This window comes from Paenibacillus sp. EKM212P, assembly GCF_011066115.1.
Lineage (GTDB): Bacteria > Bacillota > Bacilli > Paenibacillales > Paenibacillaceae > Paenibacillus > Paenibacillus polymyxa_B.
This window is the reverse complement of record NZ_JAAMNR010000004.1, coordinates 206,541-220,476: the sequence shown is the minus strand read 5'-3', so window position 1 is coordinate 220,476 and position 13,936 is coordinate 206,541. Positions and strand designations below refer to the sequence as shown.

11 protein-coding genes are annotated in these 13,936 nt (G+C 45.7%); 8 read left to right on the top strand and 3 right to left on the bottom strand.

Going from position 1 to position 13,936, the window contains the following annotated elements:
- The first annotated feature begins 37 nt into the window (after positions 1-37).
- On the top strand, positions 38-1,579 hold the full coding sequence (locus tag G9G54_RS13485; protein WP_023989543.1) for an extracellular solute-binding protein: 1,542 nt from the start codon (positions 38-40) through the stop codon (positions 1,577-1,579).
- A 125-nt stretch (positions 1,580-1,704) separates the two neighbouring features.
- On the opposite strand, the gene G9G54_RS13480 is transcribed toward G9G54_RS13485, so the two are convergent.
- Together G9G54_RS13480 and G9G54_RS13475 are read right to left on the bottom strand one after the other, a co-directional pair.
- Positions 1,705-3,966 (bottom strand): AraC family transcriptional regulator, encoded by a 2,262-nt coding sequence (locus G9G54_RS13480; RefSeq protein WP_165178442.1) that lies wholly within the window; start codon positions 3,964-3,966, stop codon positions 1,705-1,707.
- A gap of 225 nt (positions 3,967-4,191) precedes the next feature.
- A complete protein-coding gene (locus G9G54_RS13475) occupies positions 4,192-4,905 on the bottom strand; it encodes an expansin EXLX1 family cellulose-binding protein (RefSeq protein WP_165178441.1) in 714 nt (237 codons plus the stop codon).
- Between the two features lie 350 nt (positions 4,906-5,255).
- Between G9G54_RS13475 and G9G54_RS13470 the strand changes: the two genes are divergently transcribed.
- Positions 5,256-5,972 (top strand): metal-dependent hydrolase, encoded by a 717-nt coding sequence (locus G9G54_RS13470; protein ID WP_165178440.1) that lies wholly within the window; start codon positions 5,256-5,258, stop codon positions 5,970-5,972.
- Between the two features lie 99 nt (positions 5,973-6,071).
- Here G9G54_RS13470 and G9G54_RS13465 read toward each other — a convergent pair whose 3' ends face one another.
- Entirely contained in the window at positions 6,072-7,151 is a 1,080-nt protein-coding gene (locus G9G54_RS13465) for a M42 family metallopeptidase (protein WP_061830384.1), read from the bottom strand.
- Between the two features lie 185 nt (positions 7,152-7,336).
- Between G9G54_RS13465 and spoVAC the strand changes: the two genes are divergently transcribed.
- The 6 genes from spoVAC (at position 7,337) to G9G54_RS13435 (ending at position 13,879) form a co-directional block, all read left to right on the top strand.
- The gene (gene spoVAC, locus G9G54_RS13460; protein ID WP_025723396.1) at positions 7,337-7,843 is read left to right on the top strand and encodes a stage V sporulation protein AC; all 507 of its coding nucleotides are present in this window, start codon (positions 7,337-7,339) and stop codon (positions 7,841-7,843) included.
- Positions 7,840-8,862, top strand: a complete 1,023-nt coding sequence (spoVAD, locus tag G9G54_RS13455; protein ID WP_075154476.1) for a stage V sporulation protein AD — start codon at positions 7,840-7,842, stop codon at positions 8,860-8,862. The genes spoVAC and spoVAD overlap by 4 nt, the downstream gene beginning before the upstream one ends.
- Entirely contained in the window at positions 8,859-9,215 is a 357-nt protein-coding gene (spoVAE, locus tag G9G54_RS13450) for a stage V sporulation protein AE (protein WP_013311204.1), read from the top strand. Before spoVAD ends, spoVAE begins: the two co-directional genes overlap by 4 nt.
- A 210-nt stretch (positions 9,216-9,425) precedes the next feature.
- Positions 9,426-10,385, top strand: coding sequence for an AAA family ATPase (locus G9G54_RS13445; RefSeq protein ID WP_165178439.1), 960 nt, complete (start codon positions 9,426-9,428; stop codon positions 10,383-10,385).
- 3 nt (positions 10,386-10,388) lie between these two features.
- Entirely contained in the window at positions 10,389-11,636 is a 1,248-nt protein-coding gene (locus G9G54_RS13440) for a DUF58 domain-containing protein (protein WP_165178438.1), read from the top strand.
- Entirely contained in the window at positions 11,633-13,879 is a 2,247-nt protein-coding gene (locus G9G54_RS13435; RefSeq protein ID WP_165178437.1) for a transglutaminase TgpA family protein, read from the top strand. The genes G9G54_RS13440 and G9G54_RS13435 overlap by 4 nt, the downstream gene beginning before the upstream one ends.
- The last annotated feature ends 57 nt before the right edge of the window (positions 13,880-13,936 follow it).

Below are 13,936 nucleotides of genomic sequence, written 5' to 3'. Positions count from 1 at the left end.
TATTTAATCAGACTACCATTTCAAAGGGAGGATTCACATGACATTCACAAAGAAAAGAAAACAACGCATGTCCATCCTGATTGCAGTAATGGTCATCACGGCGCTATTAGCCGGATGTGGAGGAGGTAGTGGAAACAGCGCTCAAAAAGCAAATGGAGAGGATGATAAATCCCAGAAAGTACAGCTGCAATTTTATATGCTGGGGGATGCTCCTAAGGACTTGCCTACCATTGAGACAGAGATCAATAAGTTGGCGGAAAAAGATCTGAATGCCACCGTCAAATTTAACTATACGACGTGGACAGACTGGGATCAAAAATATAAGCTGTTATTGTCTTCGGGTCAGCCTATCGACCTGATCTTCACTGCAGATTGGACGCAGTATCAGGCCTATGCCAAAAAGGGCGCATTCCTGCCGCTAGACGATCTGCTGCCTAAGGCTGCACCTGCCTTGCAAAAATTTGTGCCTCAGGACATGTGGGATGGAGTTAAAATCGGAGGCAAAATTTATACCGTGCCTGGCACGTATAAAGAATATGTCACAAACGGTTTTGTATGGCGTGAGGATTTACGTGAGAAGTACAATTTGCCTAAACCGACAGATATGAAAAGTTATGAGGCTTATATGGATGGGATACGTCAGCATGAGCCAAATATGAAAACAGTATCTCTGAACAGCGATATTAAGGGAAATCTGCATGATCGATATACTGAATTAGTAACGAAGAGCGTGGGCACACTGCCTTACGGTATCGGTATTAAATACGAAAAACCAACAGAGGTATATAAATTTTGGGGCTCGGATGAACAAAAGGAAGAGCTGAACACTTACAAACGCTGGGCCGATAAAGGATTCATTCCCAAAAACGTATTAAACGTAAAAGATACGCTTCAGGATCAAGTGACTTCTGGTAAAGCAGCGAGTATTTTCGGTGACAATCCAACCCGGTTTAATGATATGGTCATTAAGCTCAAAGCATCTCACCCGGACTGGAAGCTCGAGTACTACCCATTCCCTTTGACGACAGGTTATGCAACTCCAGTGCATCCGATTCATAACGGCTTTGCGATTCCAAAAAGCAGCCCGAATCCAGCGCGCGCATTGGCCTTTTATGAAAAGCTGGTGACGGACAAACGCTATAACCTGCTCACGCAATATGGTATTGAAGGCAAAAACTACGAAGTCAAAGATGGTTACTACCAAATGATAGGTAGCGGCAGTACTAATGGATTTTCACGCGAAGGTATGAATAGTTGGGCTTGGCGTAACCCGGAATACATGCTGTTTGATTCTGGCTTTGACCGTGTGAAGAAAATTTTTGCCGAGCTGGATAAAATCCAGAAGCCTGACCTGTTTACAGGCTTTGCAGAGGACTACACGACATATCAAGCAGAAAAAGCAGCTCTAGAACAGGTTGAGAAGCAATATCTGTATCCGCTCCAAGCTGGACTGATCGACAATGTAGATCAAGGCTTGCAGACCTTCTTGCAAAAGGCAAACCAAGCTGGTTTGGAGAAAATTCAAACCGAATATACAAAACAATGGGAAGCCTATGTAAAGGAGAAGGGGATTAAATAAAACATAAAGAATTGTGATAAAGAAAAAAGCAAGTCTCCAGAAAGTTGGAGGCTTGCTTTTTTAATGTCAGTCTATTTTTTGGGAGCAATGTTCCGTTCTCGGAGCAGGCGTGTAGAGCAGTTTACTTATTGCGCATTTGCTTTAGAACGGCGAAAATCTGTCGGTGTTACACCCAAGCTACGTTTGAACATACGATGGAAATAAGAGCTACTCGCAAATCCGGTTTGTTCTGCTACGTCAGCTACGGACCAGTCGGTCTGTTCCAGCAGCTCACAGGCCTTGCGAATACGAAGTTGTTGGATGACGTCCACGATAGTTGACATGGTCTGTTGCTTATATAGCCTGCTGACATAGATCGGCGACATATCCAGCTCTTCCGCAATCTGATTGAGACAAAAATTGGGATCCGTATAGGCTTGCTCCATTCGTTCATTAATTTGCCGTACCAGTCGTTCCTGCTTCGTGTTTCGTTTTTCCGATAGACTGGAGCGAATATGATCAAAGACCAATTGATAATGATCAATAAGATTCTCAGCGGTCTCTAACCGATCAGCGGATGGTAATTCAGGCTTAGATTCTATAGCAAATCCATTGAGCTCATTGATATGCCGAACAGCATTATTTACACTCATGATGAGCCGGGATATCGCCACTTGAACAGAGGGAAAAGGATATTTTTCCATATGCATCAATAATTCTTTGAACATACTGTGTGCATCCTCCGTATGACCAGACAGTAGCATATCTAGCATTTTTTTCTCTTTATCGGCTGGATATACGTAAGTATTTTGGATATCCTCGTCTGTAGTGTTTTGCGCATTAATAATGCATCTGTGCCCCTGAAAAAATCGGTGCATAGATGCGTCTTGTACTTGGCGATACAGCAGATGCAGCCGTTCTGGTTGACTTGTGATGGCACTGTAAGTCAGTGAAACGCTCAGCTTCAAATATTCAAAGCAAGCTTCACGTATTTGGCGTAATAAAGTTTCTAGCAGTACAGTGTCTGTATGTTCTGCGGGATCGAGAATGTTAAGCATCAGCAGTACACTGTCCTCATCCATATCAACGGTCTCCACCTGGTACGTCTGTCCGCATATTTCAGAAGCAATGTTCATGATTGCAAACTTATAGGGTAGCAGATCAGGTCCACGTTCGCTTTGCCATCGGGTATATTCATCTATGCGCAGCAGCACAAGGCGGTAGTCTTTGTCGAACTGGAACGTAATCCCAAGCTCGCGCAATCGTTCCGGTTCTTCACCGGTAGGAAGATTTCGGATTCCCCGGATCACATTTTTTAAAATGTTTTGCCGGATCGTGTACATACTGTTTCGTTTCTCTGATTCCAGTGAATTCATATGCACAACAATTTGGCCAATAGGCGTATACAGCATTTTGGACAGCAGCCACGAAGCCACGAATCCTGCCAATGCAATGATGGCGGCTATCAGTAACATCGCATTACGAATAACACTTGCCATTTTGATAACGCTTTCATACGGTGTGACACTAATATACTGCCAACCTAGTCCATCCGGAGAGGTGTAGGAAATGAGTGATCTTTTACCATGAAAGTCTTCTACAAAATAGCCTGTTTCTTGTTTTTTGACTCTCGTGTGCAGCCATAGCTGTTCTTTTTCGTTCAAAGTTTCGTCTGTCAATGTTGTACCAGACAACAGTCTGCCCTGATCGTCTAAAATATAAGCGGTCCCGCCTGAGATTGGATTCGCCGCCATTTCCTTGTTCATCCAGGCCGCCGACACATTCACAATCACAGCCGAATTTATCGCTTCGTTCGAGTTAATTGCGTCATAACATAAATACGTATAGGCTGCGATTTCTGGGCTTGCTTGCTCTACTTCAGCTCTGGAGTCTGAGGCAGACAGCAGCGGATACGTGCGTGGAATAGGCGTAAAGGGTTTATAGTCCTGATAATGATCCAGCACGCGAATGATATCTGTATCAGCCAGTTCATGTTTGCTGAATAACCCGTTTTGACCTTGTGAGGACGCAATGTAGAAGGTGCCGCTTTTAGGGTTAAACACGTAGATGGATTCGATATACGGCATAGAGTTAAGATAATTGTTCAATTCGGTCATGGCAGCGGTTACATCATATACATTAGGTTTTGGATAATACAACAACTTGGACAGGGTACTGCTGCGATACATTTGGAATGCCAACGACTGAGCAATAGATGTCATGTTAATAACTTCTTTGCTTCTCAACGTCAAGCTGTTGTGATTGGCCTCGAATGCCTGCTCCTTTTCCACGCGAATATAGTAAAAATAATACACAGTGGTGGATACCAGCAACGTTAGCGTAATACATAACGTAATGCTGACCAGCAATTTGCTGTGAAGCTTGTGATGCTTTTTGAAATTGCTCATATGAACAGGCCTCCTGTCTGTGTGCACGTAGCTGTAAAGTACATCCTATTTATGTATTCATTATACGTGTGATCTTGTGAACAGGACAGTGAACAAACCGATTCTTTGTGAAAAATAATGATTTTTTCGTAAAAAGGCCAGGAACACTTATACGCATTGGATTGCGTCGGTTCCCGGCCGGGTTTGTGTATTCAAATAAAAGAAGGAAAGATGACGGTACTGCAACTAGTCAGGAAATTGAACGTTACCATTAACGATATAGGCTCCGCCTGTACCATTTTCCGCTAGAGCTGGGATTGTGTCGTTTAGCACGACACCGCGAATGTCCGTAATCCGTATTTTCAGAGGTTGTTTTCCTAAGTTAGTACCTAGAAAGTGGTTGTAATCCTGTTTTTCGAGATTGAGCCATTGTCCGTTTTGTTGGACTTCCATCTTCAAGACCGGATATTTATGATTGCGTACTTGAATGGCTGCCCACCATTGGCTGCTGCCTTCTTTAATGCGGTAGGAGACATTGCCGTTAACCGGAGCTTTGACAACTTTCCACGAAATATTAATTTTTCCGTCTATTTTATTGCCAATCAGGTTGAACGCGTTTGGGGACAGATCGAGCGCGCCACTTGGACCTTCAGGGTAAAGATCAGTTACATATACGGTTGTTTTCCCTTTGGGACCTTGAACTTCCAAATAGGCTCCAGCTAATGCAGCTTTGATTCCGTTATAATTCAGTTGTGTGCGATTAAGCGCTGTAATTTTGGCATCCGAAGGGATGGGATCAAGCAGTAATGCCCCTCCAGAGTAACCTGATCCTGTATATGTGGCGTACCCCGTGTATGTATCATTCCAAGCAGCTGAAGCGGGAAGGGCGAATAATACAAGACTTAGCAACGATGTTAGACCGATGGTTTTGAACTTTCGGAACGTCGATATTTTTTGCATAACATTTCCTCCTTATTCATTTAATAGATTCATATAGTAAATATAAACACTATATTACCTAATATTTCAAATTGTACAATAGGACTTTGAGGCAAAAAGAAAATATTGAAGATGTTTGTCAACATACTCATAGGCCATATGGCGTGTTTTTTTAGAAATGGTTGTACAGATAAAGAATAAGGGGAGGATTAAGTAATGAGGACGAAACTAGGACTTTTGGATGAAGTCTTTTAAATAGAATAAGCGAACTATTGTTCTCTTTTTGTTTGTCGTATACAATCGAATCATGCTGATTCAAATGGAGTGATGTGAACTCTGTTGTATGCTGCAACGAAAGGATGTTTTGCACCATGATGGGAAGAGCCCATTTGATTATTGGAACCGGGGTCTCCCTGTCGGTATTAGCTTTAAGTGGATACGAAGTGACCCCGGCTGCCGTGGCAGCTGCTGTGGTCGGTTCACTGTTGCCGGATATTGACGAGCCTAACTCCATGCTCGTGAGCCGTGCGCTCCCAACCAAAATGCTTAGGCTTATACAGCTTCTAATGATTGGGGCTGCTGGTTGGGTATTTTTCACCCGTTTGGCTCCACCGCCATGGAATCTTGTTTTGGCTTTGCTGATGATCAGTGCTTCTTTTATGCCTTCACGATCCATGCGCAAGGTTATTATCTTTCTAATTGGTATCGGCCTAGCCTGGTATGGAGAATCATATGCACCGTGGAATTATATCGCCGGGTGTCTGCTGATCATTTGTACGTTAGTCCCACACCGAGGGTTGACACATACGGTATACGGGACAGTCGCATGGACTGCGCTGCTTTATGGTACGACACGTTTGCACGGTGACAGCATATGGCTGGCTGGAGGTATGGCATATTTGCTGCATTTACTGGCAGATTCCTTGACGAATAATGGAATTAAACCTTTGCCGCCGTTCAAATGGAAGCTGCGATTTAAATTGATGAGTACCGGAACCCGGAAGGGAGCTAAGATAGAAAACGTCTGTATTGCTTTAACTACTGTACTTGTAGTGATTGCTTTGCTTCGTTATAAGCATTTGATTTGATATATTCTATCTTTTGTTTCTATTAAATTAAAAAAACAGTCAATGCACGTTGTACGTGTCTTGACTGTTTTTTTATAGATTGCGATTCTCTGTTACAACTTAGGCTCGTTCAATAATGGTATTCAGCGTTGTACGATCCAGATTTTGAACCAGCTTGATGATCAGCTCTTTGGCTGCATCATAATCATCAGTGTGAATAATGGACGAGGAAGTATGGATGTATCGTCCACAGATGCCTATGACAGTGGATGGCACGCCAATTCCGCTCAAGTGCACTTGACCTGCATCGGTTCCCCCTGTGGAGATGAAATATTGATACTTGATTTTGTGAGTTTCCGCCATGTCTTGCACGTACTCCACAATCCCGCGATGTGTAATCATACCTGGATCAAATACCCGCAGCAGTGCGCCTTTACCGAGGTGCCCGTAAGCATTCGGGTCGCCGCCCATATCGTTGGCTGCACTGCAATCCAGTGCAAAGAATATATCCGGCTGAATCAGATTGGCCGCTGTACGTGCACCACGCAGTCCCACTTCTTCTTGAACAGTGGCCCCTGCATACAATGTATTGGGAAGCTTGTCTTTTTCTTTATGTAATGCTTCAAGCAGTTCAATAGCCAAGCCTACACCGTAGCGGTTATCCCATGCTTTAGCCATAATTTTTTTAGGATTTGCCAGTGGAGTGAAATCACAGATCGGCGCAATGGCCGTTCCTGGTACGATCCCCAGGTCCTGCGCTTCTTGTCTGCTGTCTACGCCGATATCCAGATACATATGCTTGATGTCCATAGGTTTGCTGCGTTGCGATTCATCCAGCAAATGAGGCGAGACAGAGCCAACTACACCGATAACTGGGCCTTTTGGTGTCAATACTTGAAGACGTTGTGACATAATGGCTTGGCTCCACCAGCCTCCAACCGGCTGAAAACGAATCATTCCAGTTTCCGTAATACCATTCACGATAAAACCGACTTCATCCAGATGGCCTGCCACCATTACACGTGGTCCACTCTCTTGACCGCGTAGCACCCCAAAAAGACTGCCCAGTCGATCTTGCACGATTTCATCGGTATAACCGGATATTCGTTCCTTAACCCATGCCCGCAACTCACGCTCATGTCCAGGAATGGAAGGAAACTCCGTTAAGGTTTTAAACAATTCCAATGTTTTTGATTCCATGATGTATACCTCACTCCTTATTAATTAACCAGTGGTCGTCATGTATTCAGTATGAATGGATTTGTATCGAATGTCCACGATATCATTTTCCTGACATAACATTTCTCCAAAAAGCTCATAATGAAAAAGACCCAAGCAATTCGAACCGCCAAGCGCGAAAACTTACAGATAAGGGGTGGTGAATGATGCCAGCTAAATCCGGGCAGCGCGGTTTTCGTACCAATACGTCGCCGCTGTCCATAAATGAGAAGGACTATCAGAATATTTCACAAAAGCATGAACCCTCGAGAAAAGTATTTGCCAATTGTGTGCGCGCTTTTCTGGTTGGAGGCGGGATATGTGTGATTGGACAGGCGATTCAAGAGGCTTTTATGGCAGGAATGCACATATCAGCCAAGGAGGCCGCCCCGCCGACCTCATCGATGATGATCTTGCTGGCGGTCATATTAACCTGTATCGGGGTTTACGATAAGGTTGCTCAATGGGCAGGAGCAGGAACCGCTGTGCCCATTACAGGCTTTGCTAACTCCATGTGTTCGGCTGCATTGGAATATCGTTCTGAGGGACTGGTGCTCGGAGTGGGCGCGAATATGTTCAAACTTGCAGGCTCGGTTGTCGTATTCGGGGTGGTGGCTGCATTTATCGTAGGCGTTATATATGCCATCCTTGGTGTGGGAGGCAATCACTTATGAGAAGACAGGGAGGACAAACCTGGAAGTTTGAATCAAGACCGCGCATCATTGGAAGTGCCACTGTTGTGGGCCCGGATGAAGGAGAGGGGCCGTTGTCCACAGATTTTGATTATATTTATGACAATATAGAAATCAACGAGAAAACGTGGGAAAAAGCGGAACGTAGATTGATTGAGCATTCTACAGAGCTGGCGCTAATTAATGCCAATTTGAACAAAGAAGAAGTGCAGTTTTTTATTAGTGGTGATCTGATGAATCAGATTGTCAGTAGCTCCTTCTCGGCAAGCAAGCTGGCTATTCCCTATTTGGGTGTTTTTGGAGCCTGTTCAACATCAATGGAAAGCTTAGCCTTAGCCGCACTTATTGTGGACTCAGAGGCCGGTGACTACGTGATGGCGGGTACGACCAGCCATAACTGTACTGTAGAAAAACAATTCCGCTATCCTAATGAATACGGATCACAGAAGCCCCCTACGGCTCAGTATACTGTTACCGGTTCCGGCGCCGCAATTGTAGGACATGCCAAGTCAGGAACGGTGGTGGATTGTGCTACCATTGGACGTGTAATGGACATGGGCATTAAAGACCCTTTTAATATGGGTGGAGCCATGGCTCCCGCGGCTGCGGATACGCTGTTGTCTCATTTTCGAGACACTGGCCGTGACCCTGGTTACTATGATCTCATTGTAACGGGCGATTTAGCCTCAGTGGGGCTACCAATTGCCAAGGAGCTGCTCAAAAAAGATGGGTTCGATATGAATCAGACGGAATTTAATGATTGCGGTTTGCTGATTTACGACATCAATAAGCAAAAGAAAGTCATTGCAGGAGGCAGTGGTTGTGGCTGCTCGGCTGTTGTAACCTACGGGCATTTGTTGAAGCGGATCGAAAAAGGAGAGCTGCAAAAGGTACTGGTCGTGGCGACTGGAGCGTTATTATCTCCTTTGACTACACAGCAGGGTGAAAGCATTCCTTGTGTTGCACATGCTGTAGCTTTTGAAGCGGGAGGAACAGTATGATATTTCTATGGGCTTTTTTAGTGGGTGGTGCCATTTGTGTTGTGGGCCAGTTGATGATGGATGTGTTCAAAATGACGCCGGCACATACGATGAGTACGTTAGTGGTTGCAGGTGCAATTGCTGATGCTGTTGGGATATACGATCCGCTTATTAAATTTGCAGGGGCGGGTGCGACCATTCCAATTACCAGTTTTGGTAACTCACTTGTACACGGCGCATTAACCGAATTGGAGAAGGACGGATGGCTGGGTGTCATTACAGGGATCTTTAGTCTGACAAGTGCAGGAATTTCCTCTGCGATTATTTTCTCTTTTCTGGCATGCTTGTTTGTTCGTCCAAAAGGAAGCATATAAAAGCAGCGTACTTTAGATTTGACATAAAAATAAATGATATACATGTGCCCTTCGGATCTAATGACCGAAGGGTTTTTAATTGTTCTGCACATGAAAGATCGAAAGAAGGATAGAGTTTGAATAATACGGGCAGGGGGTTAAGTGTACTCTGTGCCCACCTTCATGTACAATAATAGGAAACATGTTGCTATCTAGGAGGTTTACAGAGCTATGCCCGTACGTCAAGAATCTGTGCAGATTGTATCTGCAATCCGTTCTAATCTGGAATCATGTATATTAGGTAAATCCTTTGAAATAAAATTACTGCTTACGGCTATGCTGGCGGGTGGACACATTCTGATCGAGGACGTTCCGGGTACGGGAAAAACGCAAATGATCAAGGCTCTTGCCAAATCCATGCGCGGTGATTACCGCCGTGTTCAATGTAATCCTGATATTCTCCCGAGTGATATTACAGGGGTATCCATATTTCATCCACGGGACGAGCGTTTTTATTTCCGTCCGGGTCCTGTGATGACTAATATTTTGCTGGCGGACGAAATTAACCGAGCGACGACGAAAACCCAGTCGGCTCTGCTGGAGGTTATGGAGGAACGCAGTGTGACAGTGGATGGGGACACTCATATGTTGCCTCATCCTTTTATGCTGTGTGCGACACAAAATCCGATTGATTTTGAAGGCACTTATATGCTGCCGGAAGCACAGTTAGATCGTTTTATGCTCAAAATCAGCTTGGGTTATCCTGACATGGAGACGGAGCGAAACATGCTGCTTCATCATCAGGCAGGCCAGCCAGCAGACCGCCTGGAGGCTGTAGCTCATATGGAGCAGATTGCTGACATCCAGCAGGAAATTAGAGGGATTTATATGGACGAAGCAGTGACGTCCTATTTACTTGATATCGTTCGTGCGACAAGAGAACATCCATCCGTGCTGCTGGGAGCTAGCCCCCGGGCGGCGCTTGCTTTTGTAATGGCTGCGAAGGCATACGCTTTTCTGGACAACCGTGACTATGTGCTGCCTGATGATGTGAAGGCGCTGGCACCTTATGTGCTAACGCATCGTTTGTTGCTGCGTCCCGAGGCGCGTCTGGACAGTTCCAGTGCCCAGTCCATGCTGCAGGCTGTCCTTCGGCAGGTTCATGTACCCGTACGAATGGAGCGTCCTTAGGGAATGAATATGGTCAAAAGGAAGCGCAGGCTTCCACGGCTGTCAGGCCGCATCTGGCTTCTGGTGGTCATATGGGTGGTGTGCCTGCTATATTTGTTGTTTCAGGGCGGCAAGACGTCGGTCATGCTGTTGTCTATGGTTACGCTGTTAATCGTTTATTTATGGATCGTTGGTCTGAGCGGAGTTCGCCGTGTGCAAGGCTCCCGGCAGCTTTCGCAAGGCTCGCAGTTTGGAGAACTGCTGCATGCGGGAGATCAGGTGCATGTAAAGCTGAGCCTCAGTATACCTGGTTTTCTTCCGTTACCCTATGTCATTGTCCGTGAGGTCCTCAAGCGACATACAGGTGAATCCTGGTCGTTTGAGGACAGTGTCATTCCCAGTCTAAAAGGGGGCGGTCAGCTTACATTTCAGACTCCTGCTTTAGAGCGAGGAAGCTATCACTTTGAGGAAACGGAATGTGTGAGTGAGGACATCTTCGGTCTGTTGGAGCACAAAGGCAGCTTGAACGCACGCGGTGAATTTCGGGTGCTGCCCCGAACGGTATTCATTCCATATTGGCAGATGAATGACCGTCGCTCAAGGATGTCTGGACCGCAGACCGTTCAAACTCGAACGCGGCGTGAAACGACACAAATTAACGGTGTACGGGACTATGTATATGGAGATCGGTTTTCGCGCATCCATTGGAATGCGACGGCTCGTACAGGTAGCTGGAAATCCAAGGAATTTGAGCATGAGACCGTTCCAAAAACGATGCTTGTGCTGGACGTACACATGAAGCATTATGTAAACGCCGAACAGTTTGAGCTAGCTGTATCCTCTACCGCTTCATTGCTGGAATATGGTGGACGGGAGCGAATGGGGGTTGGATTGTGCACAGCTGGAGAAAAAGGCACTGTCTTTCAGCCAAGTGAGCAGACAATGGAACGACAACGAATGATGCATCACTTGGTAGACATACACACAACTTCACAAGGTAGCTTGAAATCCGCTGTAGAAAGCAGTGTGCGTCAGTTTCCGCAAGGCTGTTATTTTATACTGATTAGTCCGCTGAAGGATTATCAGGCGATGGAGCTTCTTCGCTGGGCCGATACTCGGGGGATGACTCCGTGCCATGTCTATATAGGAGAAGGTTCTGCTGAGGGAGAAGCTGAAGAATGGATGAGCATGCTTCGTGCAAGGGGAATCAAGGGCTACGATGTTGAGAGCCTTGAAGAGCTCCCGGCTGTAATGGGGGGAGGGACACTATGAAGAGCTGGTTACAATCGTTAAAGGGTTCCTGGGCCCCCGCTTTTACATTTTTATGGATTATTATTATTGCCATGCAATGGGTTTCTTTTGCTTCCGAATTATGGCTTGAAGAGACAAGAGCACTTGTACTGATGACCATTACAATGCTGGCTCTGGTGAAGATTGTACTACCATTTCGTCCTTGGATTGAATTTATTGTTAAGGCGGCGGCGCTGTTTTTTATTTTGTATCGGACATTGGTGTCTTACTCCATCATTATCCCCTTCGGAGGGGTAGCCAATCGCCTGGACCAATTTATATCCAATATGTCTCCTTATATTTGGTTTTCCCTTATCGCTTGGCTAGTTATTGAAATGGTGCCGCTCATCGTTACAACGAAGCAGCGGATTCTTGTTTTTGTGGGTATTAATATCGCCGCGCTGGCAGTGCTTGATTCCTTTACGCCTACTGTGCTGTGGGAGGAAGTTGCCTGGATCGTCTTTGCTGGTATGGGTTGGCTAGTGACACAGCATCTTCAGTATTTTCGGCAGCATTATCCTCAAGGCTGGAAGCATATTCGACGCTATCCATATAAAATAGCAGCCAATATTGCGGTCATTTTTGCGCTCATTATTATGGCTGGTGTCAATATGCCAGAGGTACAGCCAGCTTTGACGGATCCCTATACAGCGTGGACCCAGAGAAATAGCTCAACCACCGCCGGGATTAGCAATGGATCTGGGGCATTGAATCAGCGGATGAACACCGCATCAGGTTATAGTCGCCAGGATAATCGGTTGGGTGGAGGTTTTAATTTTGATTATTCTCCTGTCATGACCATCACGACCACTCAACGAAGCTACTGGCGGGGGGAAACAAAACGAACCTATTCCGGTACAGGCTGGAGTGACGGGGGAAACGATGATCAAACGCTGAATGATGTTCCAATGACCGCAGAGCTTGAAAACACACAAGAAACGCGGCATTCGACGGAGCAGGTCGTTCAGACCATTACGATGCAAAATGACCAGAGCTATCCTGTTCTGTTTGGCGCCTATTCGGTGCAGCGTGTTCAATCGGTGGACAGAGATTCACGGGCAGATGGGTTACGTTGGAACCCGGAACAGGCGGAACTGCTTTGGAATCCATCCTCCCGAAGAACTGCTTATCCTAAAACGTATACTCTGGTATCACATGTCCCTGTGATCCCTGAGAAAGAGCTACGCACAAAAACTTTTAATGAGTTGTACGGAAAAAACAAACAGGATGCCTATCTACAAATTCCAGATGAGTTGCCACAGCGGGTTCGTGATTTGGCTCAGAACGTAACGTCAACGGCGAAAACGCCGTATGAAAAAGTCGGATTACTACAGCAGTATTTGCAGCAAAATTATGCATATACGAACAACCCGGACCTCTCACGGAAAAGAAGCAGAGATTTTGTGGATGCCTTTCTGTTTGAGATTCGGGAGGGCTATTGCGATTATTATTCCACCTCATTAGTCATGATGGCTCGCTCTGTTGGGGTTCCAGCCCGTTGGGTTAAAGGATATGCACCTGGTCAGCAGACATTTTCAGATGATGCAACAACGGGCGAAAATGACGAAAATATGTCCTCTTACTCCGTGACAAATGCGGATGCTCATTCCTGGGCGGAAGTATATTTAGGTGAATACGGTTGGGTTCCTGTAGAAGCTACGCCTGGTTTTGATATGCCGCTGCTTACGGAACAGGAGGATTCAAAGACTCCAGAAGTCCCTGAGGTTAAAGATCAGCCTGAACCAGAACAGCCTGAACAAACCCCGCAGACTAATCCAGAAGAAGGTTCAAATATTCATCCTGTAATTATAGGTTCTGCTGCTGCAATTCTGCTGCTGTGGGCTGCTTATATCGTCTGGCGTAATCGCGCAGACATTCACTTTTACCTGCTGCGCTTACGCAGAGGTAAGCCGCTGACCCCGGATGAAAAGGTGGTCGTCGAAACTGAGCACTGGTTAAGGTACATGCGAAGAAGGGGATTTGTCCGCGCCAGTCACGAGACGCTGAGGGAATCAGTTGATAGATGGTCGCTAGAAGTACCGGAACACGCTTCAATTTTACATCAGCTGCTTGGCCGATTTGAACAAGCGCGTTATAGCCCCTCATCCGTAACCGCAGAAGATTGGCATATGGTTCGCCAGCAGGCATCTCTGTTACACAAAGAAGGATGGATAAAACGATGGGCTGGACGAAAAGCTGCGTCGGATCAGAAGGATCAAGACTAGTCTATTTTTGATTAGGTCCAAACGCCGTCTATTTTAATCTTTAGCTATATATTTAGT

Coding starts and splice junctions, on each gene's coding strand:
- G9G54_RS13485 (WP_023989543.1), top strand. CDS start 38: ATGACATTCACAAAGAAAAGAAAACAACGCATGTCCATCCTGATTGCA.
- G9G54_RS13480 (WP_165178442.1), bottom strand. CDS start 3,966: ATGAGCAATTTCAAAAAGCATCACAAGCTTCACAGCAAATTGCTGGTC.
- G9G54_RS13475 (WP_165178441.1), bottom strand. CDS start 4,905: ATGCAAAAAATATCGACGTTCCGAAAGTTCAAAACCATCGGTCTAACA.
- G9G54_RS13470 (WP_165178440.1), top strand. CDS start 5,256: ATGATGGGAAGAGCCCATTTGATTATTGGAACCGGGGTCTCCCTGTCG.
- G9G54_RS13465 (WP_061830384.1), bottom strand. CDS start 7,151: ATGGAATCAAAAACATTGGAATTGTTTAAAACCTTAACGGAGTTTCCT.
- spoVAC (WP_025723396.1), top strand. CDS start 7,337: ATGCCAGCTAAATCCGGGCAGCGCGGTTTTCGTACCAATACGTCGCCG.
- spoVAD (WP_075154476.1), top strand. CDS start 7,840: ATGAGAAGACAGGGAGGACAAACCTGGAAGTTTGAATCAAGACCGCGC.
- spoVAE (WP_013311204.1), top strand. CDS start 8,859: ATGATATTTCTATGGGCTTTTTTAGTGGGTGGTGCCATTTGTGTTGTG.
- G9G54_RS13445 (WP_165178439.1), top strand. CDS start 9,426: ATGCCCGTACGTCAAGAATCTGTGCAGATTGTATCTGCAATCCGTTCT.
- G9G54_RS13440 (WP_165178438.1), top strand. CDS start 10,389: ATGAATATGGTCAAAAGGAAGCGCAGGCTTCCACGGCTGTCAGGCCGC.
- G9G54_RS13435 (WP_165178437.1), top strand. CDS start 11,633: ATGAAGAGCTGGTTACAATCGTTAAAGGGTTCCTGGGCCCCCGCTTTT.